Here is a 24,281-nt window from a genome sequence, read left to right on the forward strand (position 1 = left end):
TCACGGCCAGCGCGCTGGGCGGCGCCCTCCTGCGTGGTGCGGCGTCAACAAACTTGAGCGGAATAGACTCAAGTCGACTAAGGTTGTTCTCGTCGACACACCCGTTCGACCCGAAGGAAGGTGACCGGTGGACTCGTTCACTCCCACCACGAAGACCCAGGCAGCGTTGACCGCTGCACTGCAGTCGGCATCCGCAGCGGGCAACCCGGACATCCGGCCGGCTCACCTGCTCGTCGCACTGCTCGACCAGACGGACGGCATCGCCGCGCCGTTGCTGAAGGCTGTCGGCGTCGACCCGAGCGCGATCCGCTCGCAGGCGCAGACTCTGGTGGACCGTATGCCGTCGGCCACCGGCTCCACCACCCAGCCGCAGCTCGGACGTGACGCGCTGGGCGCGATCACCGCCGCTCAACAGCTGGCCACCGAACTCGACGACGAGTACGTCTCGACCGAGCACCTGGTGGTCGGACTCTCGACGGGCGATTCCGACGTCGCGACGCTGCTCCAGAGGAACGGGGCGACACCGGCGGCGTTGCGCGAGGCGTTCACCACCGTGCGTGGGAGTGCCCGCGTCACGAGCCCGGACCCGGAGGCCACGTACCAGGCTCTGGAGAAGTACTCGACCGACCTCACCGAGGCCGCACGCAGCGGCAAGCTCGATCCGGTGATCGGCCGCGACACCGAGATCCGCCGTGTGGTGCAGGTGCTCTCGCGCCGCACCAAGAACAATCCGGTGCTGATCGGTGAACCGGGTGTCGGCAAGACCGCCATCGTCGAAGGCCTCGCCCAGCGAATCATCGCCGGCGACGTTCCGGAGAGCCTGCGCGGCAAGACCGTCGTGTCACTCGACCTGGGGTCGATGGTGGCGGGCGCGAAATACCGCGGTGAGTTCGAGGAGCGGCTCAAGGCAGTCCTCGACGACATCAAGAACTCGGCCGGCCAGGTCATCACGTTCATCGACGAGCTGCACACCATCGTCGGCGCGGGTGCGACGGGCGAGTCCGCCATGGACGCGGGCAACATGATCAAGCCGATGCTCGCGCGTGGTGAGCTGCGGTTGGTGGGCGCCACGACGCTCGACGAGTACCGCAAGTACATCGAGAAGGACGCCGCACTCGAGCGGCGCTTCCAGCAGGTGCTGGTCGGTGAGCCGTCCGTGGACGACGCCGTCGGCATCCTGCGCGGCCTCAAGGAGCGGTACGAGGTGCACCACGGTGTGCGCATCACCGACTCCGCCCTGGTCGCCGCTGCCACGCTGTCGGATCGCTACATCACCTCGCGGTTCCTACCGGACAAGGCCATCGACCTCGTCGACGAGGCCGCGTCCCGCCTGCGCATGGAGATCGACTCCCGTCCGGTCGAGATCGACGAGATCGAACGCGTCGTGCGCCGACTCGAGATCGAGGAGATGGCGCTGGCCAAGGAGACCGACGACGCGTCGAAGACCCGTCTCGAGAAGCTGCGCGGCGAGCTGGCGGACAGCAAGGAGAAGCTGGCCGAACTCAGCACGCGCTGGCAGAACGAGAAGAACGCCATCGATTCGGTGCGCGACCTCAAGGAGCAGCTCGAGGCGCTGCGCGGCGAGTCCGAGCGGGCCGAGCGCGACGGTGACCTCGGCAAGGCCGCGGAGCTGCGCTACGGACGCATCCCGTCGTTGGAGAAGGAGCTCGCGGAGAAGACCGCGGCCACCGTTCCTCAGGGTGACGTGATGCTGAAGGAGGAGGTCGGTCCGGACGACGTCGCAGATGTGGTCGCGGCGTGGACCGGTATCCCCGCCGGCCGGATGCTCGAGGGCGAGACGGCGAAGCTTCTCCGCATGGAGGACGAGCTGGGCAGACGTGTCGTCGGTCAGGACGACGCGGTCCAGGCCGTGTCCGACGCAGTGCGCCGTGCTCGTGCCGGTGTGTCCGATCCGAACCGGCCCACCGGGTCGTTCCTGTTCCTCGGACCGACGGGCGTCGGCAAGACGGAGCTCGCGAAAACGTTGGCGGACTTCCTGTTCGACGACGAGCGCGCCATGATCCGCATCGACATGAGCGAGTACAGCGAGAAGCACTCGGTGGCTCGACTGGTCGGTGCCCCGCCCGGATACGTCGGGTACGAGGCCGGCGGTCAACTCACCGAGGCCGTGCGTCGTCGGCCGTACACGGTGGTGCTGTTCGACGAGGTCGAGAAGGCGCACCCGGACGTGTTCGACATCCTGCTCGCCGTGCTCGACGAGGGCCGTCTGACCGACGGTCAGGGCCGAACGGTGGATTTCCGCAACACGATCCTGATCCTCACCTCGAACCTCGGTGCGGGTGGCGACCGGGACCATGTCATGGCGGCGGTGCGCAGCGCGTTCAAGCCGGAGTTCGTGAACCGGCTGGACGACGTGGTCGTCTTCGACGCTCTGAGCGAGGAGCAGTTGCAGTCCATCGTCGACATCCAGCTGCTGCAACTGCAGCGCCGCCTGTCGGCTCGTCGACTCACGCTCGACGTCACGCCGTCGGCCCGGTTCTGGTTGGCCGTACGGGGTCACGATCCGCAGTACGGTGCCCGACCGCTGCGTCGACTCATCCAGCAGGCCATCGGCGATCAGTTGGCCAAGCTGTTGCTGGCGGGCAAGGTCGTCGACGGTGACACTGTCACGGTGGGCACGTCGGAGGACGGCGCGACGCTCGAGCTGAGCTGAGACGTCCACGCGGGCAGCGGGTCCGGATAGCCTCTCCAGGCGTCCGGGCCCGCTGCCGTCTCCGCGTCCGTCAGGAGTGCGGTGTCGAGGAGATCGCGGATCAGGTGTGCGCGCAGTCGAACCCCGATGATCACGATCTCCTGCCCCGCCGGAACCTCGATCTCCCGCCAGGGCTGCGCGCCGTCGATGGTGAGTGTCGGACCCGCCTGTGACCACACCGCAGCCCGGTCGGGGCGCGAGGCGATCCAGCAGAAACCCTTGCTGCGCAGAACCCCCTGCAGTCGATCGAGCGCGCGGTCCAGCCGCGTCGGGTGGAACGGTCGATCGGCGGTGTACACGAAGCTGGAGATACCGAACTCCTCGCTCTCCGGTACGTGTGTGCCCGTCAGTTCGTCGTCCCATCCCGGCGCGTGCAGCGCGGCCTCGGGATCGTAGAGGCCGGTGTCGAGAATGCGGGCGGGGTCGACGACCCCCTTCACCGTGCGCATCACCTCGGCACGCGGATTGAGCCGTCGCACAGCGGCTTCCGTGGCTCCGGCGAGAGTCTCGGACACCAGATCCGTCTTGCTGATCAGGACGACGTCGGCAAATTCCACCTGGTCCACCAGGAGGTCCGAGATGGACCGCTCGTCACCCTCGGCGACGTCGAGGTCACGCTCGTCGAGTGTGTCGCCGCGGGAGATCTCGGTGAGAAAGGTGGACGCGTCCACGATCGTCACCATGGTGTCCAGGCGGGCCAGGGTGCCGAGGCTGACGGGCGCTACGCTCTGCGAATCGGCGTCTCGGGGTTCGGTGTCTCGGGGCAGCTCGAAGACCCAGTCGAACGATGCCGCGACGGGCATGGGCTCCGACACACCTGTCGACTCGATCAGCAGGTAGTCGATGTCGCCTGCCGACGCCAGCGTGCCCACGGCCTCGATCAGGTCGTCGCGGAGCGTGCAGCAGATGCAGCCGTTGGTGAGTTCGACGAGCCGCTCCTCGGTGCGCACCAGCGTCGTCGACCCGGTGACCGATCCGTCGATGAGCCTCGCGTCGATGTTGATCTCGCTCATGTCGTTGACGATGACCGCGACCCTGAGGCCCTCCCGATTCGCGAGCACGTGTTCCAGGACTGTGGTCTTGCCTGCACCGAGGAAGCCGGACAGGACGGTGACGGGGAGAAGAGAGGCCATCCCTAAATGATAATCATTGTCATCAAGAGGTAGGGTGCGGGGTGTCCCTGTCCAGCAGTTCCGAGGCGGGTGCGGGGCGTCCGAGCAGATATCCCTGCACCAGGTCCGCTCCGACCTCGCGTGCCGTGGCGAGTTCCTCGGCGGTCTCCACGCCCTCGAAGATGCAGACGGCTCCGATCTCCCTCGAGAACGTCACGATGCTGACGGCGGCGGCGCGGCGCATGGAGTCCGAATCGATGCCGCGCACGATCGAGGCGTCGAGCTTCACCACGCCGGGGCGTAGTTCCACCAGCTGGCGCAGACCCGAGTAGCCGGTCCCCACGTCGTCCACCGAGATCAGGATGCCCGCCGAGCGCAACATCTCGACGGCGACTCCCATCCCGTCGTAGTCGTCGATGCGATCATGCTCGGTGACCTCCACGATCCAGCGCCTTCCCCTGTCTCCGCGTCCGATCAGATCCGCAGCGAGATCGCTGGAGAGGATGGTGTCCGCGGACGTGTTGACCGCCACGAACGCGCCCGGTGGAAGCACGCTCGACGCTGCGATCGCCGCGTGGATGGCACTGAGTTCGAGGTCCACGCGCAGGCCGACGGTCGACGCGTCCGCGAACCACGTCTGCGGGGAGCCGTACCCGTCGGGGAATCGCGACAGCGCCTCGTATCCGACGACGGCTCCCGTGTCGGTGGTGCAGACGGGTTGGAAGACGATGCTCGGGCCGCCCGACGCGATGAGTGCCGCGATGCGCTCCCGCATGTCCGTCGACGCGGAGGCCCTGGTGGCGTGGCGTCGCTGCAGCGTCGCCTCCGCGCGCGTCATCAGGTGGTGCAGCGTGGTGCCCACATCGGCATGCGGGTCGACCGTCTCCACCACCGACCCCGTCAGGACGGTGACCGGTGCGCTCCGCAGAGGTGTGTTCTCGAGTCCGGTGGACAGGTCCCGCATGGCGCGATCGGTGGAACCGTCCGGACCGACGAGCAGCACACACAGGAACTGCGAGGTGCTCAATCTGGCGGCAATGGCATCGGCCGGCGCATCGGCGGTGAGTCGCTCGGCGATCTCCTCGAGCACCTCCCGACCCGATCCGCGACCGAATCGCTGCTCGACGTCCGCGAAGTCCGCGATCTCCACGAAGACCCCGTGCGCGGTAGGACGACTCTGCGCGGACTGCCACTGCGACGTCACCCGGTTGTAGAGCCCGCGTCGCGTGAGCAACCCGGTGAGTGGATCGCGTTGCGAGGCCTCGACCTGTCGGCGGAGGAAGGAGACGTACATGCGGATCACGAAGGGTGTGGCGAACATGCTCATCAGTGCGAGCGTGCGAGACAGCACGATCCAGATCTCCGTGCCCTGCTCGACCGAGACGGCGGCGAGGACGAGGAGCACCCCGCACGAGAAGGCGACATGCACGTTGAGCGTTCGTGTGTCGGTGAACGCCGCCGCGAACAGCGACACCAGCACCAACACGGCGCACGACGGCATCGACAGGAATGCGGAGTCGAACATCGCCACGACCGCGAGTACACCGACATCGGCATAGACCACGTAGGCGGTCTCGAAGTGTCGCGGACGTGTGGTCATGAACCATGCGACCGCCACGGGAACGGTCGTGGCGGAGAACAGAAGTAACCACGCCGCGCCGCCCGGCCGGAGGGCGTCGGAGGGTAGGAGGAGGAGTCCGGCGACACCGACGAGCACCGTGATGCCCGCGATGACGGCGCGAGATCGTTCTGCTGGTCTCGGCGTCAACGCGAGAAACGACAGAACCGGATCAGGGCTGATCCGCTGTGATCTCACGAGGACTCGTTTCGACGGTCTGCGCCGGAGTGCGCTGGGAGTCAGCACACTCCGACGTCAGACTACCGGCGACGAGTGCGTGCTGCGGCCAGAACCGAGTCTGCCGCAGGCTTCCACGGCATGCAGACCGCGACGGCCACGGCGCACGCCAGGCAGGCGGACACCGTGACGTACGAGGCGAACTGGAATCCTTCGAGACTCGCGGACTTCATCGCCAGTACGAGTTCCGCCTTCTGCTGTTCGAACAGCGACGGCGTGGGACGCTTCGCCATCTCGATCACCGCGATGACGGTTTCCGATGCGAAACCCTTCTCGCCGTCCGTCATCAGCGACGAGGGCACCGCGTCGATCAACGGTGTGACGCGAGCGGAGTAGACCGACGCGACGATCGAACCCAGCACCGCCACGCCGAGTGTCCCGCCGATCTCGCGTGTCGTGTCGTTGACGGCCGATCCGGCGCCGGCGCCGTCGAGGTCGACCGCGGACATGATGGAATCGGTCGCCGGTCCCTGGACGATGGCCAGGCCCAGTCCCATCAGGACCATCGACAGCAGGACCGGGCCGACATAGGGGGTGTCCACCTCGATCTGGCCGGCGATGGCCATCCCCGTGCTGACGATGAGCAGACCCGAGACGATGACGGCGGTGGCACCGAAACGTTGAGCGACGACCGTGGCGAGGGGAGCGCCGATGCCGACGGCTGCCGCGAACGGCAGTGAGTGCAGGCCGAACTCGAGCGGTGAGTACTCGCGGACGCCCTGGAAGTACTGGGTGATCATGAACAGGAAGCCGAACATGGAGAAGTAGCCGACGGCGATGGACAGGGCAGGGAGCGAGAAGCGACGGTTCGCGAACAGTGTCAGATCGAGAACCGGAGCGGCTGTGCGCTTCTCCCATGCGATGAAGCCCGTGATCGCCACGGCCGAGAGCACATAGCCGGCGATGGAGGTGGCCGACAGCCATCCGCGATGCGGGGCCTCGATGATGGTCCACACCAGTGCCGTGATGGCCACCAGCGAGGACACGAGCCCGACGACGTCGAAGCGACCGACGTGCTCGGCGCGCGACTCCGGGACGAGAACCCGAGCGGCGAGGGCCACGACGAGTGCCACCGGCACGTTGATCCAGAATACCGAGTGCCACGAGAAGTGTTCCAGCAGATAGCCTCCCGCGGTGGGCCCGATCGCGATGGCGAAGCCGGCCATGGCTGTCCAGGCGGCGATGGCCAGTGCCTTCTCGCGAGGGTCGGCGAAGATGGTGATGATCATGGCCAGCGTCGCCGGGAACACTGCCGCCGCGAAGACGCCCATGACGGCGCGTGCTGTGATCACCTGGCCGAGGTCACCCGAGAGCGCCCCCACGACCGAGAGCGCCGCCACCCCGAGCAGGCCGATGATCATGACGCGGCGACGACCGTACCGATCGCCGAAGTGCCCGAGCGCCAACAGGAAGCCGGCGAAGGTCAGTGTGTAGGCGTCGACCACCCACTGCAGGCCGGACATCGAGGTCTGCAGCTCGACGCCGATGGACGGCAGCGCGACGTTGACGATGGTGTTGTCGAGGACCACCAGGAGTTCGGCCGCGCAGATGACGAGGAGCGCCAGAGCGCGGCCTCGCCCCGACAGCGAGGTGGTGGGTGGTGCTTGATGCAGTGCCATGGAATCTCGCTCCGTCTGTTCTATGCTATTGGGCATAGAATGTGTGCAGACGGTAACTGTGTCCTTGTGTCACGGTCAATCCAGTGTGGTGGCCGTCACGCGAGTCGGTCAGTCGACGGGGCCGGTGTCCGGCCGAACACGTCGTGTTCCAGCACGACCAGACGGTGTCGGTGGGCGCTGCTACCTTCGCACACATGTTCGAGTCGGGGTGGGCGCAGCAGAATCCGGAGGCCATGGGCCTTCCGGTGGCGCTGACCGATGCGTCGATCGAGGAGGCTCTGGACACCGTCGTTCACGCCACCGCCGGCCTCGGCTTCCTGGAGTGGACTCGATACCGGGCGGCCGCGCACCTCCACGCCCTGATCGTCGCGCCGGTCGAGGCCTCGGACCGCCGATGCCTGGACGCGGCGACGCAGTGCGCCGCCCGCATCGCCACCGTGCTGTCCGTCAGTCAGGGTGCCGCCGACGGCATTCTCTTTCGCGCCCTCGTGTTGCGCGATCGCCTGCCGCGTGTCGCAGAGTGCCTGCGGGACGGGCTGCTCGCGCCGAAACACCTGCACACCATCGTCACTCGTACCGATCTGGTGGACGGCCGCGAGTACGCCGACGAAGTCGACGCCGAGATCGCTGCCGCCCTTCGGCGTCGCCGTTCGTGGTCCGACACCCGGCTGCGGGACATGGTCGACTGCATCGTTCATCGTCATGATCCGGATGCGGTGCGTGAGAGGCGCATCAAGGCCAAGGAGAATCGCTCCTTCTGGGTCGAGAACGCTCCCGACGGCATGGCTGCCGTCGGTGCCACCATGGCGGCCGAGGACGCGCTGCTCGTCGCATCTCGTGTCGAGGCTCTTGCTGCAAACGTCTGCTCACGCGATCCCCGCAGCCGCAACGCTCGCGCGTCCGACGCTCTGTTCGCGCTCGTCACCGGCACCGGATTCGGTTGTCAGTGCGGCGATCCCACGTGCACACACTCGGAGACCGACCCCGACTCGATCAGTGCGACCACCGTCGTCGTGCACGTGGTCGGTGACGCGGCCACCCTGGATGCGGCCACCCTGGATGCGGCCACCCTGGATGCGGCCACCCTGGATGCGGCCACCCTGGATGCGGCCACCCCAGCTGCATCGAGCCCTGAAGGTGCAGCCCCCGACACTGGAGGCCCCGATGCAGCGACCCCGGTGTCGGACACCTCCGGCCGCTCCGGCTTCCTGCACGGCTACGGCGTCATCTCGCCCGGTCACCTGCGGGATCTGGCGGACCGTTCCGATGCCGTCCGGCGCCCGATGGATCCGCAGCGCGCAGCCCACCAGCCGGCCGACCCGTACCGACCCAGCGCGGCACTCGAGACGTTCGTCCGTGCCCGCGACCAGTACTGCACCTGGCCTGGATGCAACAACCCGGCGGTGACGGACGACCTGGACCACGTCACCGAGTACGACCACGAGGACCCGGCCGCCGGTGGACAGACCACGGCGACGAATCTCAACGGCAAGTGCCGCTTTCACCACACTTTGAAGACGTTCACCGACTTCCTCGACGATCAGTGTCCCGATCCGGAGCTACCCGGCAGAGTCCTCTCGACCGTCACCACGCCGGAGGGTCGCACCGTTCCGGGCCCGGCTCACAACGGATACGACCTCCATCCGGAACTGGCCGAGATCACCTTCGACGACCCGGTGGTGCACCCGCCGCCCGAGCCCGGTTCGGCACCGATGAGACGGCGCACTCGCCTCGCGGCCCTTCATGCGCGGCGACGCGCCGAACGGGCTCGCAACCGCCGAGCTCGAGAAGCCGCAGCGATCGACGACCCGCCACCGTTCTGAGCGACGGTGGCGGGGCGATCAGACGTGCGCGGATTCGGCGGCAGTCACGCGTCGCTGACGCAGCACACCGGCCACGACGGTGACTGCTGCCAACACCGCGGAGAAGCCGATGGCCGTCCGCTGCTCCGGCATGATCACCATCATCACGAGGACGACGACGATGAAGCCGATCGCCAGATAGGTCAACCACGGGTACAGCCACATGCGGACCGGAGGGCGGCGCCCCTCGCGGTCGAGCGTGCGCCGCAACACCAACTGGCTGGCTGCGATGGCGAGGTAGACGAAGAGAGCCACGGCACCGGTCGTCGCGAGGAGGTACCCGAACAGCTTCTCCGGTAGCGCGTAGTTACCGATGACGGCCACGAATCCGAGTGCAGTGGAGGCGAGCACGGCCACGTAGGGCACGCCGCGGCTCGATACCTTGCGGACCACCGCGGGCGCGTCGCCACGTTCGGACAGTGAGAACAACATGCGGCTCGCCGTGTACAGCGCAGAGTTGAGGCAGGACGCGACGGCGGTGAGGATGACGACGTCCATGATGCGGTCCGCGTGCGGAATGTTCATCTGCCCCAACACGAACTGGTACGAGCCGGTCTCCGCGTCGAGTTCCGCGGCCGGGACCAGGGCGACGACGATGAAGATCGAGCCGAGGTAGAAGATCATGATCCGCCAGATCACCGAGTTGACCGCGCGCGTGATGCCCTTCTTCGGATCGGGCGACTCCGCGGCGGCGATGGTGACGATCTCGGTGCCCATGAACGAGAACATCGTCGTCAGCATGGCGGCGATGACGGCGCCGAAACCGAAGGGCATGAACCCGCCGTCCGACCACAGGTGCGACACCCCGCTGACGTCGCTGCCCGGCAACAGGCCCAGGATCGCGAGAACGCCGAGCGCGATGAACCCGATGATGGCGACCACCTTGATGAGCGCGAACCAGAACTCGAACTCGCCGTAGTTGCCCACGCTCAGCAGGTTGGTGACGGTGAGGATCAGAGTGATGGCGAGAGCCCAGATCCACTGATCACCGCCGATCCACGACGACATGATCAGCGCACCTGCCGTGGCCTCCACCGGGATCACCAGCACCCAGAACCACCAGTACAGCCACCCGACGGAGAACCCGGCCCAGTGGCCGAGCGCGCGGGTCGCGTACGTGGAGAAGGACCCGGTGTCGGGATTGGCGGTCGCCATTTCCCCGAGCATGCGCATCACCAGGACGACGAGAACGCCGGCGAACAGATACGACAACAACACGGCGGGACCGGCCAGGTTGATCGCGGTCGCGGAACCGACGAACAGCCCGGCGCCGATCACGCCGGCGATCGAGATCATGGTGATGTGACGCGGTTTCAGGCTGGTTCCCAGAGCGGCGGGTCGTCCGGTCGCGCCGATCGGGTCCGCGTCCTTGTTGTCGATCGACATGTCAGTTCTCCTCGTGAGATGCGAACCTTCCGAGTCGATCACAACGGTCGGTTCGGTGCGCGGCGCACGGCACATCTCGTCCGAATTGCCCGGTCTTCTCGGGGACTATCCTGAGGTCATGACGACGCCGACCGGACCGCGCGACAACGACGACTCGGCTCGCGACCGCGACCAGCCGACGGAGTACCTCGGCAGTCCCGGCCACACCTCGGATCCCGGCCAGGCCTACGGGCAGTCCGGCTACAACCCGACCGAGGCGCTCCCGGCCGGCGACTGGTACGCCCAGCAACCGCCGTACGAGCAGGGCTACCCCCAGCAGCAGCAGTATCCGACCCAGGGCTATCCGACCCAGCAGGGCTACCCGACCCAGCAGGGCTACCCGACCCAGCAGGGTCACCCGACTCAGGGCTATCCCCAGTACCAGCAGCCCCAGTACCAGCAGAACCAGTACGGCGAGGCGCCCTTCCTCGAGAACGGCGACGATAAGCCCCCACGCGGTCCGAAGACGGCACTGATCGTCGCGGCAGCGCTCATCGTCATCGCGCTCATCGGTACCGGGGTCTATCTGCTGTTCGACTCGACGTCGTCCTCGCGCACAGCGGCACCGGCCATCACTCCGCGATCCGCCCCGCCCACGACCACGGCCCCGCCGTCGACGAGCGTTCCGCCGCTCGGCTCGCTGCCCGGCCTCGACCAGATCCCCGGGGGAGTGGGTGAGGCACTGGGGTCGCAGGGCGCTTCCGTGGGCACGATCATCTCGAACGACGGCACCACCATCGTCATGGACGGGATCGGCGGGTCCACCGTCACCGTGGTGACGAACGCGAACACACAGATTCTCGCTCTCGGTGCACTCACCGTGGCCGATCTTGCGCCCGGCACCTCGATCGTGGTGCAGGGCACCCCGCTCGCCGACGGCTCCATCACCGCCGAGGTCATCGTCAGCGCCGGCATCAGCTTCAACTGACACCACCGGCTCGAACGAGAAACACCCTCCCTCGCACCGCGCGAGGAAGGGTGTTTCTCTGTCTGCAGGGTCAGGCCTGTCGAGCCATTCCGCGCTCGATCGCCGCGACGATCTGCGGGCGCAGTTCGGCGGCCGCCACGATGTGGTGCACCGAGCCGACGGTCCGCGCTCGCTCGATGTTGTGCACCGCCTCGAACTCGGACGCCACCTCACCGAGCTTCTCCGAGCGCACCGCGGTGCGGGTGGCCGAGAGCTCCACCTGCAACCGGGCCCGCTCCGTGTCGTCCTCGGAGGAGTTCATGCGCGCCTCCAGATCGCGGACGGACGGGTCGGATGCGGTGCGCTTGTTGACGTCTCGCGTGAAGACGACCGCCGCGGCCGGCGCACCACCGAGGACGGACGCGAACGAACCCTCGACCGCGAGCACCTCCATGTTCTCGTTGAGTGCTCCGGAGAACACCACGAACGCGCCGCCGTGGTACCGAGAGACCACGCAGAACACGATCGGACCGTCGAAGTTGACGATGGCACGGCCGATCTCGGCGCCGTACTCCAACTGGAGATTGCGCAGCGATTCGGGTGAACCGTCGAAGCCGGACAGGTTGGCCAACACGACCAGGGGGCGATTGCCGCTGGCCGCGTTGATCGCACGAGCAGTCTTCTTCGACGAGCGCGGGAACAGCGTTCCCGACGTCCACTGGTCCGGGCCGTCGGACGGGAACCATCCCTTGCGCGAGATGGCGCGTGACTCGATGCCGATCACCGACACCGGGTAACCGGCGAGGTGAGCGTCGAAGACGACGGACGTGTCCGCGTCGGCCATGTCGGCCCACCGCTCGAGCACGGCGTGGTCCTGATCGACCACGGCGCGCATCACGGTGCGGATGTCGAACGGCTTCTTGCGCTCGGGGTTGGTGGCCGAGGAGAAGATGTCGCCGACGGTCTTGAAGTCGCTCGACGGGTGCACGTGCGGGTAGGTCCGCACGTCGCGGTCGACCGGGTCGACGGTCGTCGTGCGGCGCGGGAAGCGTTCTCCCGGTGCGCGATAGGCGTGGTCGTAGTGCGCGAAGAGGACGTCGCACGCAGCTCCGAGGTTCGGAGCCCAGTACTGCGCCTGCCCGTTGGGGCCCATCACGCGGTCGTAACCACCGATGCCGAAGTTGTCCTCCGCGGAGACGCCACCGGAGTAGTCCAGGGACTGCTTGCCGGTGAGCACCATCGCGCTCTCCGGCGTCATCACCAGGATGCCCTTGGTGTGCATGAGCATCGTCGCCTCGGCGTTCCAGTACGGCTGCGCACCGACGTTGATGCCCGCGACGATCACGTTGATCTCGTGACCGGCCTGCGTGAAGGTGATGATGCGGCGCAGAGCCCGCGACACCCAGTCCATGTTCTCCGTGCCGCTGCCCATGGAGATGGTGGCGCCGGACGAGAGCGCGAACCACTCGACCGGGACGTTCATCTCCTCGGCCAGGTCGATCGCGGCGACGACGCGCGCACACTCGGCCTCGGCCACCGTGCCCAGCGCCTTGGTCGGGTCACCGAACAGGGCGACGCGGGTCATGCCCTCCGGGTACAGCGCCGTCGGCGTGGACACCAGGCCCACGATGATGCCGGCGGTGTTCTGGCCGTACGGACGCGAGATGGGCTGCAGCGCACCGGACTCGTCCAGGTCGTACTCGACGAAGGAACCGTCGCGCTTGGTCAGCACGGGGATCAGCTCGTACGGGTACACGGTGCCGCGTGCCTGCGAGCGCTGCACGTTCTGCGTGTACGTGTCCAGCGGGCGCATGGGCTCGGTGGGCGGGTCGGTGATCTTGGTGACCACACCGGTGCCGGGTCGGTACGAGAAGCGCAGAGCCTGCATGGTGGGCTCCGCGCCGGGACGCACCACGACGCGGGCCATCATGGTGATCTCCTCGAGACCGGCAGCCACGGTGAGCGGCGCGAGATGCCGGGCCACGATGCGCAACTTGTCGAGGGGCAGGTTCAGCACCGGCCACACGTAGAGAACGACGCGGTTGTGGTCGAGGCGGCGGTTACCGCGGCGAGCCTGAGCGCGGCGGATGCCGTCGAGGCACGCGGAGAGCGTGCGCTCGATGGCGGGAACCGAGACCACGTTGCCCTGGGCGTCGAACTGCACTGCGGCGTCGCGGATCTCGGCCAGGGCGACCAATCGCTCGTCCTTGGGGTTGTCCTTCGCCACCAGATCGAACAGGTACGTGCCGGGTGCGGACGGGATGCGGGTGCCGTCGAAGTTCTTCAGGCGCCACAGATCCAGTCGTTGACCGGTGAGCGGATGCAGGTCGCGGAGCGAGACGTCCTCGGTGAGAACACCTGCCTGCGGCCGGAACGTCACCTGGCGCGAGATACCGGTGCCGCGTCCGAAGACGGTGACCGTGACGCGCCGCCACGACGTGGTCGCCGGGTGGGCGGAGATCTCGGAGCGCAGTTCCTCGACCACCTGGTCGCCGTCCTCCGGCGCGGTCGGCCACGAGAGGTAGAGGTCCACCGCGAGGTTCTCGGGTGCCGGCCCCGCGGTCTCGGTGAGCGCCACCAGCGTCGAGGATAGGCCGGCGCGATCGGTCATGGTCGAGAGCAGGTTGACCTTGCCGCCGACGAGGGTGAAGGTGCCCGAGACATAGTGCTGCCCTTCACGATCGAAGGCCTTCACGTCCTCGAAGTCACGGATCTCGTAGTACTGGCGGGTGATCACCTCGAGCAGGGCACCCGGGTCTGACATGCGCTGGGAGAGCAGTTCGACGAGCGGCTCCTCGGTGGCGACCAGGGCGTCGATGCGCTCCTGGTGATCGTCGGAATCGGGCCGCTCGGACAGGTACTGCAGACTGCCGCGCACACCGTCGTAGACCTGCTCACGCGCCCTGCGGATCTGCGGCTCGTCGAACAACTGGAAGCGGAGGTTGCGAGCGACGTCGCCGATCACCGGGTACCGCACCTGGGTCGCGACGACGAGGCGGTCGAGCACCTCGCCGACGGCGCTGTCGGCGTCCGGAGCGACCGACGGGTCGGCGATCCAGCGATCGAGGAGCGCGGCGATGGCCGGGACCTGGTTCTCGATGCGCTGCTGCGCCAGGAAGAGTCGGTAGACGGCCTCCTCGAGATCGGTGCCACGGTCCAGATCGTTCTTGTCGTAGTGCCGCAGTGCGCGAGCGAGCTTGTCGCGGAACTCGTCCGGCAGACCCTGGACGTCGGCGTCGAGCGACTGCAGGAAGGCGTGGAAGTGCTCGCGCGGACTGTGGACGCGCTCGTCGGTGCCCTCCTCGTCCATCGTCGGCCGGTTGCGCGTGAGTTCGCACATGTCGGCGAAGGTGGTGAGCAGGTCCAGCTCGGCGCGGACCAGCTCGCCGTCCTTGCGTGGGAGTGCTCCGCGCAGCGCGTCGTACTCGGCGATGGTGGCGAGCGCACGGGACGCGCTCACGTCGAATCCGCTGAGGAGAGCGCGCAGTTCGTCGAGACGTGCCAACGCGTCGAGGCGGTCGTCACGGACAGCGTCGCCGCACGGCGAGCGGAACTCGACCCGGGCGGTGGTGGAGGCGGCGGCAGTCTCACCGATCGGATCGACGCGCAGCAGCGCCGCACCGTTGTCGACCTGAGCGTTGACGACGGCGAGTACCTCGCTGACCCGGCCGGCCGAGGCGGCACGCACCGCGGTCTCCATCTTCATGGCCTCGAGCACCACGAGGGTCTGTCCGGCCTCGACCTCGTCGCCCACGGCGACCGGGACGGCGACGACGACGGCGGGCGCGGGGGCGCGCACCAGGCCCGCCTCGTCCTGACTGATCTGGTGGCTCACGCCGTCGACCTCGACGAGATACCCGGCGGGGCCGGGCACGGTGACGACGGAGTAGCGGGTGCCGTCGATCTCGGCGCGACGCTCGAACGTGCCGAGCCGCTCGATGTCGATGGTGATCTCGTGGTCGTCGACCGCGACCAGGTAGCGGTGCGGTCCCACCTGTCCGACGGTCAGGCGGTAGCCCTGGCCCTGGTAGTTGAGCTCCACCGTGCGGCCGATGTCATGGCTGGCGCGGGGACGGCCGCCACGGGCGGAGAGCAGGAACTTGGCGCGCTCACGGGCCTCGTCCGCGTCGTAGGCGTCGACGGCCGCGGCGATCAGTGCGACGTCGGCGACGCGGGTGGGGCCCTCCGCGGTGCCCGCGCCGGTGCGGTCGAGCCAGCCGGTGTCGGCGGTGGCGTCGACGAGCTCCTCGCGATCGAGCAGGTCGAGCAGGAACGACTTCGTGGTGGTGCCGCCGTCGATGACGACGGTGGTCTCGCGGAGCGCGGTGCGGAGCCGGGCGAGGGCCTCGGAACGGTCACGGCCCCACGCGATCACCTTCGCGACCATGGAGTCGTAATCGGGCGGGATGACGTCGCCCTGGGCGATGCCCGTGTCGACGCGCAGGCCCGATCCGAGCGGGAACTTCAGCAACCGGACGGTGCCGGGCGCCGGCGCGAAACCGTTGTCGGCGTCCTCGGCGTTGAGTCGTGCCTCGACGGCGTGACCGAACTCGGTCGGGCAGTCGCCCTCGAGCACGTGGCCGCCGGCGACGAGGATCTGCAGCTTGACCAGGTCGAGGCCCGTCGTGACCTCGGTGATGGGGTGCTCGACCTGCAGGCGCGTGTTGACCTCGAGGAAGGTGAAGATCTTCTGCTCGGGCTGGTAGAGGTACTCCACCGTGCCGGCGCCGTGGTAGCCGGCGGCGCGGACCAGCTCGGCCGAGGCGGTGCGCAGCTCGTCGGCCTGCTCCTTGGTCAGGACGGCCGAGCTCGATTCCTCGATGACCTTCTGGTTGCGACGCTGGATCGAGCAGTCGCGAACGCCGGGTGCCCACACGTTGCCGTGCGTGTCGGCGATGACCTGGACCTCCACGTGGCGCGCTTCGGTGACGAGCCGCTCGAGGAAGACGACCGGGTCGCCGAAGGACCGCTCGGCCTCACCCTGGGTGCGCTCGAGTGCGAGTTCGAGCTCGTCCTCGGCGAAGACCTTGCGGATGCCGCGACCGCCACCACCGCTGCGGGCCTTGATGATCAGGGGATAACCGATGGCGGCGGCGTGCCGACGTGCATCGGCGCGGGTCTCGACGGGACCACCGCTCCACGGCGCGACCGGGACGCCCACCTTCTCGGCGAGGATCTTGGCCTCGACCTTGTCACCGAGCAGGCGCATCGAGGCCGCGGACGGGCCGATGAACGTGATGCCAAGGCGCGCGCAGATGTCGGCGAAGGTCGGGTCCTCGGCGACGAAGCCCCAGCCGACCCACACGGCGTCGGCACGGGCCTCGACGAGCGCGCGCTCGAGTTCGGCGTAGTCGAGGTACGGGTTCTTCCCGCCCGTCTTGCGGAGCGTGACGGCCTCGTCGGCCTGGCGGACGAACATCGCCTTCCGCTCGGCGTCGGTGTGCAGAGCGATGACGCGCAGAGGCTCGGCGGACCGCGATTCGTTGTTCAGCTCGCGTACCGCTCGGATGAGGCGAACAGCTGCTTCGCCTCGGTTGACTACTGCTATGCGTGTGAACATGCGCTCCGCCGTCTCGAAGGGAAAGTGTCTTCCGAGCCAGTGTGACGGTCGACGGGCGTACTGGCGAGTACATCCCACCGACGCCGCGCAGGGTCGTGATCGGTCACTGACCTGTGGCGATGCGCTACCCACGGGTATACCGACGGGTAACGACGACGAGGGTCCGACCGCGGCGGCGCACCTCCGAACAAGCGTCGTGCCCCGGGAAAAGTACAGTGGAGCGCGATGACAGCGATGTGGTTCGGCCTTGCTCTGATCGCACTCCTCGGTGCGGTGGCACTGCTGTACATCGATCGCGCCCGTCGCGGACAGCAGGGCAGGGTGCGCCAGATCTGGGCGAAAGCGCAGGGCTACCACTACGTTCCCGCGGATTCCGACCTGCCGTCGACCTTCTCGCGCGCGGCCATGGCGAACCAGGAGTTCCTCGGTGCCGTCGACGTGGTCGAGGGTGTGCGACGCGGCGAGGAGTTCGTCCTGTTCGATCTCGAGGACGCCGCGACCGTCGTGGCGGTGCGCCGCGAGGTGGGATCCGACGTCGACCTCGATCTGCGGTCCCGCACGACGCCGCCGCCCAAGGAGGCCGACATGCAGCTGCTCGGCTCGCTGGGTCCCCGCATCATCTTCGCGACGGACCTCGACGTGGCCCGGCGAGTCTGTGACCAGCGCATGGTCGCCTTCACGCACTCGGTGCCCGACGTGGTGCAGTTGCTGTGGAGCGAGGGCCCGTGGACGCTGGGCACCGTTCCGGTGGGCAGTTCGGGACGCGACTGGGACGCCGCGATCGACGCCGTCACGCGTCTGTCCGGACTTCTGCACGTGTTGCCGCCCTCGCGGCGCCGGCCGGCGTCGCAGCGCGACGACTGATCCTTTCATCAGCCACGTGCTGCCGTGAGGAACCTCACCCGATAGTCTCGTGCGCATGTCGACTCCAACACCGCGGCCCATCGCACTCGTCACCGGTCCGACGTCCGGCATCGGCGGCGGATTCGCTCGCCGTCTCGCCGCCAGCGGCCACGACCTCGTCCTGGTCGCCCGCGACACCGTCAGGCTCGAGGCACTGGCCGACGAGCTCCGCGCGTCGTACGGCACCTCGTCGGAGATCCTGGGAGCGGATCTCGCGACCGAGGAGGGCCGCGCCGCCGTCGTCGCCCGACTGCAGGAGGGCGTGCAGGTCCTGATCAACAACGCGGGCTTCGGTACGTCCGGTGAGTTCTGGACGGCCGATACCGCGCTGCTGCAGTCGCAGCTCGACGTCAACGTCACTGCCGTCATGCAGTTCACCCGCGCAGCGCTGCCGCCGATGATCGCGGGCGCGAAGGGCTCCGTGATCAACGTGGCCAGCGTCGCCGGCCTGATGTCGGGTCGCGGTTCCACGTACTCCGCGTCGAAGGCGTACGTCGTCTCGTTCAGCGAGGGTCTCGCGGGCGGTCTCGCCGGCACCGGCGTCCGCATCCAGGCACTGTGCCCGGGCTTCGTGCGGACGGAGTTCCACGAGCGCGCCGGCATCGAGATGTCGTCGATTCCGTCGTTCATGTACCTCTCCGTGGACCAGGTGGTCGACGCCTCGCTCGCCGACCTGGAGAAGAACACGGTGCTGAGTGTGCCTGGGCTTCAGTACAAGTCACTGACTTCGGTATCGCGTCTGGTGCCCCGTACCATCGCTCGCCGCGTGGTCTCCCTGGTCGGCAGTGCGCGCGGTCGCACGTAGGCCCCAGCGGCACCGACGAACCCTCGACCTCGGGTCGACGTTCACACTCGACGGCGCTATGTTTCTGATGTGACTGTTGTGGCCCTGGTGGCGTTCGTGATGATCATCGGTATCGGCTGGATCGTGTCGGTCGTCCGGCGGACCCGTCGGTCGGCCGACTCCGTCGCTGCCGGACTGAACCTGCTCGAGATCGAACTCGATCGACGACGTGCCGTGATCCCCGATCTCGTGCGCGCTGCCGTCGACGCCGATCTCGACCGCGCTGCCGTGAACCAGCTCGTCGGGGCGCGGTCGCTGTCGGCCATGATGCGCGATCGTCGCGCGGAGCTCGGCGCGCGGGCGGGCGCCGAGAACGCGTTGTCGGTCGCCCTCCACGAGGTGTTGTTCGACGGCCGGGCCGGTGGGCCGCAGGGGTGGGACTTCAGCTCGCCCGCAACGGAACTCGATCGCATCGAGCACCGCGTCGCCGGAGCCGTCCGTGTGTACAACACGCAGGCGTCGTCGTTGGCGTCCCTCGCCGACTCGCCGCTGTCGGGCCCCGTCGTCCGGCTGCTGGGCGTCCAGGCGCCCGAGGTGTTCGCCGAGACGGCCGACGCCGACACGGCATGGTTGCGGGCGCCGCAGCACGCTGCCTGAGTGCACCCGATAGATTCACTGCTCGTGGCAGCTACCGAGAAGTCCGAACTGGCAGAACTGGTCCGCGAACTGGCCGTCGTGCACGGGAAGGTGACGCTGTCGTCGGGCGCTGAAGCCGACTACTACGTCGATCTCCGCCGCGCGACGCTGCACCACCGCGCCGGTGCCCTCATCGGGCAGCTCATGCGAGAACTGGTGTCGGACTGGGATTTCGGCGCCGTGGGCGGACTCACTATGGGTGCCGACCCCGTCGCTTTGGCGGTCATGCACGCGCCGGGCCGTCCCATCGATGCGTTCGTCGTCCGCAAGGCGGCCAAGGCCCACGGTATGCAGCGCCAGATCGAGGGCCCGAACATCGTGGGCACACGGGTCCTGGTCGTCGAGGACACCACCACCACCGGCAACTCCCCGCTCACGGCCGTCGCGGCTCTGCGGGACGCCGGTGCCGTCGTGGTGGGCGTCGCGACGGTGGTGGACCGCGCCACCGGCGCCGACGCGGTCATCGCGGCCGAGGGTCTCGAGTATCGGTCCCTTCTCGGTCTGGGCGACCTGAACCTCTGAATCTCGAGATAGACGAGCTCTACTGCCAGCCGACGGCGGTGAAGGGCGCGCTCGTCGTCACGCGGCCGACGATGCCGGCGTGCGCGAAGTCCTTGGCCGCGGCCACCGCGTCCTGGACCGAGGAACCCTTCGCCAGCTCGGCGGTGATGGCGGCGGCAAAGATGCAGCCGGCTCCGGAGACGCGCTCCTCGCCGATCTTCGGCGCACGGAACACCGAGACGTCGGTGCCGTCGAACAGGACGTCGACGGCCTCGTCGCCCGGCAGACCCGCGCCGCCCTTGACCACCACGTAGCGAGGTCCGAGGTCCGCGATGCGGCGGGCGGCCTCCGCCAGATCGTCGACTGACCCGATCGAGTCCATCCCCGACAGGGTCTGCGCCTCGAAGAGATTCGGCGTGACGACGGTCGCGAGCGGGAGGATCTCGGCTCGCAGGGCGTTGTCCGTGTCCAGCGCCGCGCCCGGCTCCTGGCCCTTGCAGATCAGGACGGGATCCACGACGACGTGGCGCCACGGCTGCGCTCGGAGCGACTCGGCGACGGTGGCGACGGTCTCGGGTGTGCCGAGCATGCCGATCTTCACGACGTCCAGGGAGTGGGCGGCCGTCGCCGCCTCGATCTGGTCGGCGATCACCGGCCCGGCGATGGGGACGAAACGGTGGCCCCACCCGGCCTTCGGATCGAACGACACGATGCAGGTGATGGTGCCGACGCCGTAGACCCCGAGCCGCTCGAACGTCTTGAGGTCGGCCTGCAGGCCGGCGCCTCCCGTGGCTTCGGATCCGGCGATGACGTAGGCGAGAGTCGGCATCACTCCATCATCCCAAAACGCCGAGAGCGCGCGGGTGCGGGGCCGAGAGAGGCTCCGCACCCACGCGCTCGGTCGTCAGGAGCGAGTGCCCTTGCGACGGGAGAGAGCGAAGGCTCCGACACCCGCGACGGCGACGACGGCCACGCCGGTGCCGATCGCCGCGACGGGCAGTCCACCCTCGTCGTTCGAGGCACTCGCCTGGTCCGACCCCGCCTGGTCCGACCCCGCGAGGCTCGACTCGGACGACACGAGACCGATCTCCGGCAGTTCACCGGCGACGATGACGTTGCCCTCCTCGTCGTCGGTGAAGTAGTCGACCACCTTGAACGTGCGCGTCGGGCCGTCGACGTAGAAGCCGATGAGACGAATTCCGGAGGCGGTGACCTCCACTGTGGTGGAGTCGATGGCCGCGACCTCGACGTCCTCCTTCTTCTCGTCGCCGACCTCGACCGTGACGGTCTCCTTGGCGGCGTTCTCCGCGGCAGCCTCGTCGGCGGCCTTCTTGTCCGCGGCATCCTTCGCAGCTGCGTCGGCCTCGGCCTTCGCTGCTGCGGCGGCCTCGGCTGCTGCTGCCGCCTCGGCGTCACCGGCTGCTTCGAGCCGCTTCGCGTTCTCCTCGGCGACCGTGGCGGCCACCTGCGTCGTCGCTGCCTTGACGACAGCGGCGAAGAGCGTCGACGCCTTCGCGTACGCGGCCTGGATCGCCGTGGTGACCTTGGCGGCGTCGAGCGTGGCGAACGCGTCACCCACAGCCTTCAGCGACTCCTCGGCTGCCTTCGTCGCCTCCTCCGCGGCGGTGCGTGCGGTCGCTGCGGCCTCGGCCTTGGCGACGGCGTCGGCGCGAGCGGCCTCGGCCTCGGTCGGGTCGGCGGCGGCGTCGCCCTCGAGTTCGTCCGCCTTGTCCTTCGCGTCGTCGGCCTCGGTCTGCGCGGTGTCGGCCTTGGCCTTCTCCTCGTCGGCCTTCGCCTCGGCGGCGTCCGCATCTTCCTGAGCCTTGGCGGCGACACCGGCGGCGACGATGCTCTCCTGCTCGGCGACCGCGGCGGACTCCTCGGCCTTGGACGCGTCGAGCTCGGCCTCGGCCTCCTCGACCTCGGCTTCGGCAGCCGCGTCGCCGCCCTGCGCTGCGGCGATGGCGGTCTCGAGGAATGCCTGCGCCTTCTTGATCGCCTCGACGGCGGCCTTGGTGGCGTCCTTGGCAGTCTGGAGTGCCTTCTTCTCGTCCTCGGTCAGCTTCGCGTCGATGTCGACCTTGATGGAGGAGTTGCCCTCGTCGTCGACCACGACGGAGCCGGTGACCTGCGGCAGCGGGCGGGCCGGGGGAGCGGTGGTGGGCACGGTGGTCACCGGCGGCGCATCCGTGGACGTGGGGGCCGGCACGGTGGTCGACGTGGCGGGAGCCTCGGTGGTGGTGCTCGTGGACGACTCGCTGCTCTCCGAGCTGTCAGTGGGATCCTCGGCGAGGGCCACGGCGGGTGCGGCGACGGCCAGCGACACGGCGAGCACGGCGCCCGCTGCAGCGAGCCGCGTCCTGCGGGCACGGGTGATGGACTTGTCCGACATGAATGGCCTTTCGATACCGAAGACGGCATTCCTGCCGTATCCGAGAAGCGGTGAAGAATGGTGTACGCGTCCCCCGACCGAACAGAACGTACCTGCCGGTCCGCCTAGACTTTTACTTCAGAGTTACTTCGTCATCGAAGTGTGACCTTTGGTGCTCACGGGACTGATGTGATGAAAGTGACTGGTGTGTTTAAGTTTTCCCTGGTCAGTCGCCCACTGTCAGCGCTGCCGCCTCGTCGACGCTGTGCGGAGCGGGGTCGTGGTCGTCGACATGTGCGAGGACCTTCCGGCCGGTCGCGAGGACACCGATCGCCAGGAATGTGCAGGCGGCGCCCACCCAGAACGGCACGTGCACATTGGATTCACCGAGCTTGCCGGCGAGGTACGGCGCGGCAGCACCACCGGCGAACCGCACGAAGCTGTAGGCCGCGGAGGCGGTGGACCGTTCGACCGGCGCCGAGATCATGACGGTCTCGGTGATGAGCGTGTTGTTGACGCCGAGGAACAGTCCGGCGAGGACGACGCACACGATCAGGACCGGCTTGCTCTCCGTGAACAGAGCCATCGCGGCGAGGTCGGCTGCGAAGAGGAGCAGTGCCAGCATCATCATGTTCAGCGTCCCGAACCGGCGCTGCAGGCGCGGCGCGAGAAACACCGAGGCCACCGCGAGTGCGAGTCCCCAGCCGAAGAAGATGAAGCCGATCGCGTAGGTGCCGAGGTCGAGCGGGAACGGCGTGTAGGCGAGCAGGGTGAAGAATCCGTAGTTGTACAGCAGTGCCGTGATGCCGACCGTGAGCAGCCCGCGGTGCCGCAGTGCGCGGAAAGGGTCCGCGAGAGAGGTTCGGTGCGTGGGCTTCTCGCCCTCCGGCAGCATGACGACGAGCAGCACGACGGCCACGGCCATCAGGACGGCGACGCCGAAGAACGGGCCTCGCCAGCTGATGCTGCCCAGGACGCCGCCGACGAGCGGGCCGGTGGCGATACCGATGCCCAGTGCGGCCTCGTACAGGATGATGGCCCGCGCGACGCCACCGCTCGCGGCGCCGACGATGGTCGCCAGGGCGGTCGCGATGAAGAGTGCGTTGCCCAGTCCCCAGCCGGCGCGGAAGCCGACGATCTGGGTGATGGTGCTCGACGAGCCCGCGAGCGCCGCGAACACGATGATGATCGCGAGACCGGCCAGCAGCGTCTTCTTGGGGCCGAAGCGCGACGAGACGACGCCCGTGACGAGCATGGCCACGCCTGTCACCAGCATGTAGGACGTGAACAGGAGAGACACCTGCGATGGTGTCGCGTCCAACTGTTCGCCGATGGGCTTGAGAATGGGATCGACGAGGCCGATGCCCATGAAGGCGATGACACTGGCGAACGCCACTGCCCACACGGCCTTCGGTTGCTGCAGAAGGCTCGGCTGGGACGCGTCCTTCTTCTCCTCGATCGTCGTCACGGGTGTTCCTTTCGTGCTGTGTTCTTGAGGACCGCGCGCAGGTCGTCGAGGCCCTCGACGATGCGTCGGAGTTGGTCGGGATCGGGCTCGCCCAGGTGGCGGAGCAGTCCGTCGCCGATGGCGCGACGCGAGTCGGCGAGCCAGGTGCGTCCGCGGTCCGAGATCGAGACGACCACGGCGCGGGAGTCCGTCGGATCCGTCATGCGGTCGACGAGTCCGTTCTCGTGGAGCGTGCGCAGCAAGGCCGTCGCCGAGGGTTGCGAGCATCGGTCGAGGCGGGCGAACTCGCTGATCCGGATCGCGCCGTACTCGTCGAGCAGGGAGAGGGCGCGCGACCACGTACGGGGATGCTCCGCGGGCGCGACCGAGGCCGCGAGCCGGGTGAAGCGCGAGGTCGTGGTGACCAGTTCGGACAGCAGGGTCCGTAGCTCGTCGGTTCGCATCATCGTCTGCACCCGCTTAACGTTACATAAGCTAACTATCGAAATCCAGTGTGGGGTCGGTT

16 protein-coding genes are annotated in these 24,281 nt (G+C 68.2%); 7 read left to right on the plus strand and 9 right to left on the minus strand.

Annotation, left to right across the window (positions count from 1 at the left end):
- The first annotated feature begins 127 nt into the window (after positions 1-127).
- On the plus strand, positions 128-2,674 hold the full coding sequence (gene clpB, locus HQ325_RS01820) for an ATP-dependent chaperone ClpB (RefSeq protein ID WP_222626461.1): 2,547 nt from the start codon (positions 128-130) through the stop codon (positions 2,672-2,674).
- Here clpB and HQ325_RS01825 read toward each other — a convergent pair.
- The 3 genes from HQ325_RS01825 to HQ325_RS01835 all read right to left on the minus strand — a co-directional run bounded on the left by HQ325_RS01825 (position 2,578) and on the right by HQ325_RS01835 (position 7,299).
- Positions 2,578-3,846 (minus strand): GTP-binding protein, encoded by a 1,269-nt coding sequence (locus HQ325_RS01825; RefSeq protein WP_222626462.1) that lies wholly within the window; start codon positions 3,844-3,846, stop codon positions 2,578-2,580. The genes clpB and HQ325_RS01825 overlap by 97 nt on opposite strands.
- A 22-nt stretch (positions 3,847-3,868) precedes the next feature.
- Positions 3,869-5,641, minus strand: coding sequence for an EAL domain-containing protein (locus tag HQ325_RS01830; protein WP_222626463.1), 1,773 nt, complete (start codon positions 5,639-5,641; stop codon positions 3,869-3,871).
- Positions 5,642-5,703: 62 nt separating this feature from the next.
- Positions 5,704-7,299 carry an MFS transporter gene (locus HQ325_RS01835; protein WP_222626464.1) on the minus strand — a complete coding sequence of 532 codons (1,596 nt, stop codon included), beginning with the start codon at positions 7,297-7,299 and terminating at the stop codon, positions 5,704-5,706.
- 194 nt (positions 7,300-7,493) lie between these two features.
- On the opposite strand from HQ325_RS01835, the gene HQ325_RS01840 reads away from it, so the two are divergent.
- Entirely contained in the window at positions 7,494-9,122 is a 1,629-nt protein-coding gene (locus HQ325_RS01840; protein ID WP_222626465.1) for an HNH endonuclease signature motif containing protein, read from the plus strand.
- Between the two features lie 18 nt (positions 9,123-9,140).
- Here HQ325_RS01840 and HQ325_RS01845 read toward each other — a convergent pair whose 3' ends face one another.
- Positions 9,141-10,547 (minus strand): amino acid permease, encoded by a 1,407-nt coding sequence (locus tag HQ325_RS01845; RefSeq protein WP_261777620.1) that lies wholly within the window; start codon positions 10,545-10,547, stop codon positions 9,141-9,143.
- A 118-nt stretch (positions 10,548-10,665) separates the two neighbouring features.
- Here HQ325_RS01845 and HQ325_RS01850 point away from each other — a divergent pair, with 118 nt between their 5' ends.
- Positions 10,666-11,514, plus strand: coding sequence for a hypothetical protein (locus tag HQ325_RS01850; RefSeq protein ID WP_222626466.1), 849 nt, complete (start codon positions 10,666-10,668; stop codon positions 11,512-11,514).
- Positions 11,515-11,584: 70 nt separating this feature from the next.
- Here HQ325_RS01850 and HQ325_RS01855 read toward each other — a convergent pair whose 3' ends face one another.
- Entirely contained in the window at positions 11,585-17,053 is a 5,469-nt protein-coding gene (locus tag HQ325_RS01855) for a biotin carboxylase N-terminal domain-containing protein (RefSeq protein ID WP_222626467.1), read from the minus strand.
- Between the two features lie 234 nt (positions 17,054-17,287).
- Here HQ325_RS01855 and HQ325_RS01860 point away from each other — a divergent pair, with 234 nt between their 5' ends.
- The 4 genes from HQ325_RS01860 to pyrE all read left to right on the plus strand — a co-directional run bounded on the left by HQ325_RS01860 (position 17,288) and on the right by pyrE (position 19,958).
- A complete protein-coding gene (locus HQ325_RS01860; RefSeq protein ID WP_222628783.1) occupies positions 17,288-17,917 on the plus strand; it encodes a hypothetical protein in 630 nt (209 codons plus the stop codon).
- Between the two features lie 55 nt (positions 17,918-17,972).
- Positions 17,973-18,761 carry an SDR family oxidoreductase gene (locus HQ325_RS01865; protein WP_222626468.1) on the plus strand — a complete coding sequence of 263 codons (789 nt, stop codon included), beginning with the start codon at positions 17,973-17,975 and terminating at the stop codon, positions 18,759-18,761.
- A gap of 69 nt (positions 18,762-18,830) precedes the next feature.
- On the plus strand, positions 18,831-19,397 hold the full coding sequence (locus HQ325_RS01870; RefSeq protein WP_222626469.1) for a hypothetical protein: 567 nt from the start codon (positions 18,831-18,833) through the stop codon (positions 19,395-19,397).
- Between the two features lie 24 nt (positions 19,398-19,421).
- Positions 19,422-19,958 (plus strand): orotate phosphoribosyltransferase, encoded by a 537-nt coding sequence (gene pyrE, locus HQ325_RS01875; protein WP_308014217.1) that lies wholly within the window; start codon positions 19,422-19,424, stop codon positions 19,956-19,958.
- A 19-nt stretch (positions 19,959-19,977) separates the two neighbouring features.
- On the opposite strand, the gene thiD is transcribed toward pyrE, so the two are convergent.
- From thiD to HQ325_RS01895, 4 genes are all read right to left on the minus strand, one after another.
- The gene (gene thiD, locus HQ325_RS01880; protein ID WP_222626470.1) at positions 19,978-20,766 is read right to left on the minus strand and encodes a bifunctional hydroxymethylpyrimidine kinase/phosphomethylpyrimidine kinase; all 789 of its coding nucleotides are present in this window, start codon (positions 20,764-20,766) and stop codon (positions 19,978-19,980) included.
- Between the two features lie 75 nt (positions 20,767-20,841).
- Entirely contained in the window at positions 20,842-22,329 is a 1,488-nt protein-coding gene (locus HQ325_RS01885; protein WP_222626471.1) for a hypothetical protein, read from the minus strand.
- 205 nt (positions 22,330-22,534) lie between these two features.
- The gene (locus tag HQ325_RS01890) at positions 22,535-23,776 is read right to left on the minus strand and encodes an MFS transporter (RefSeq protein ID WP_222626472.1); all 1,242 of its coding nucleotides are present in this window, start codon (positions 23,774-23,776) and stop codon (positions 22,535-22,537) included.
- Complete coding sequence (locus HQ325_RS01895) at positions 23,773-24,222, minus strand: MarR family winged helix-turn-helix transcriptional regulator (RefSeq protein WP_222626473.1); 450 nt, start codon at positions 24,220-24,222, stop codon at positions 23,773-23,775. The genes HQ325_RS01890 and HQ325_RS01895 overlap by 4 nt, the downstream gene beginning before the upstream one ends.
- Positions 24,223-24,281 lie beyond the last annotated feature (59 nt).

The sequence above is a fragment of the Rhodococcus sp. BP-349 genome (assembly GCF_019835845.1).
Classification (GTDB): Bacteria; Actinomycetota; Actinomycetes; order Mycobacteriales; family Mycobacteriaceae; genus Rhodococcoides.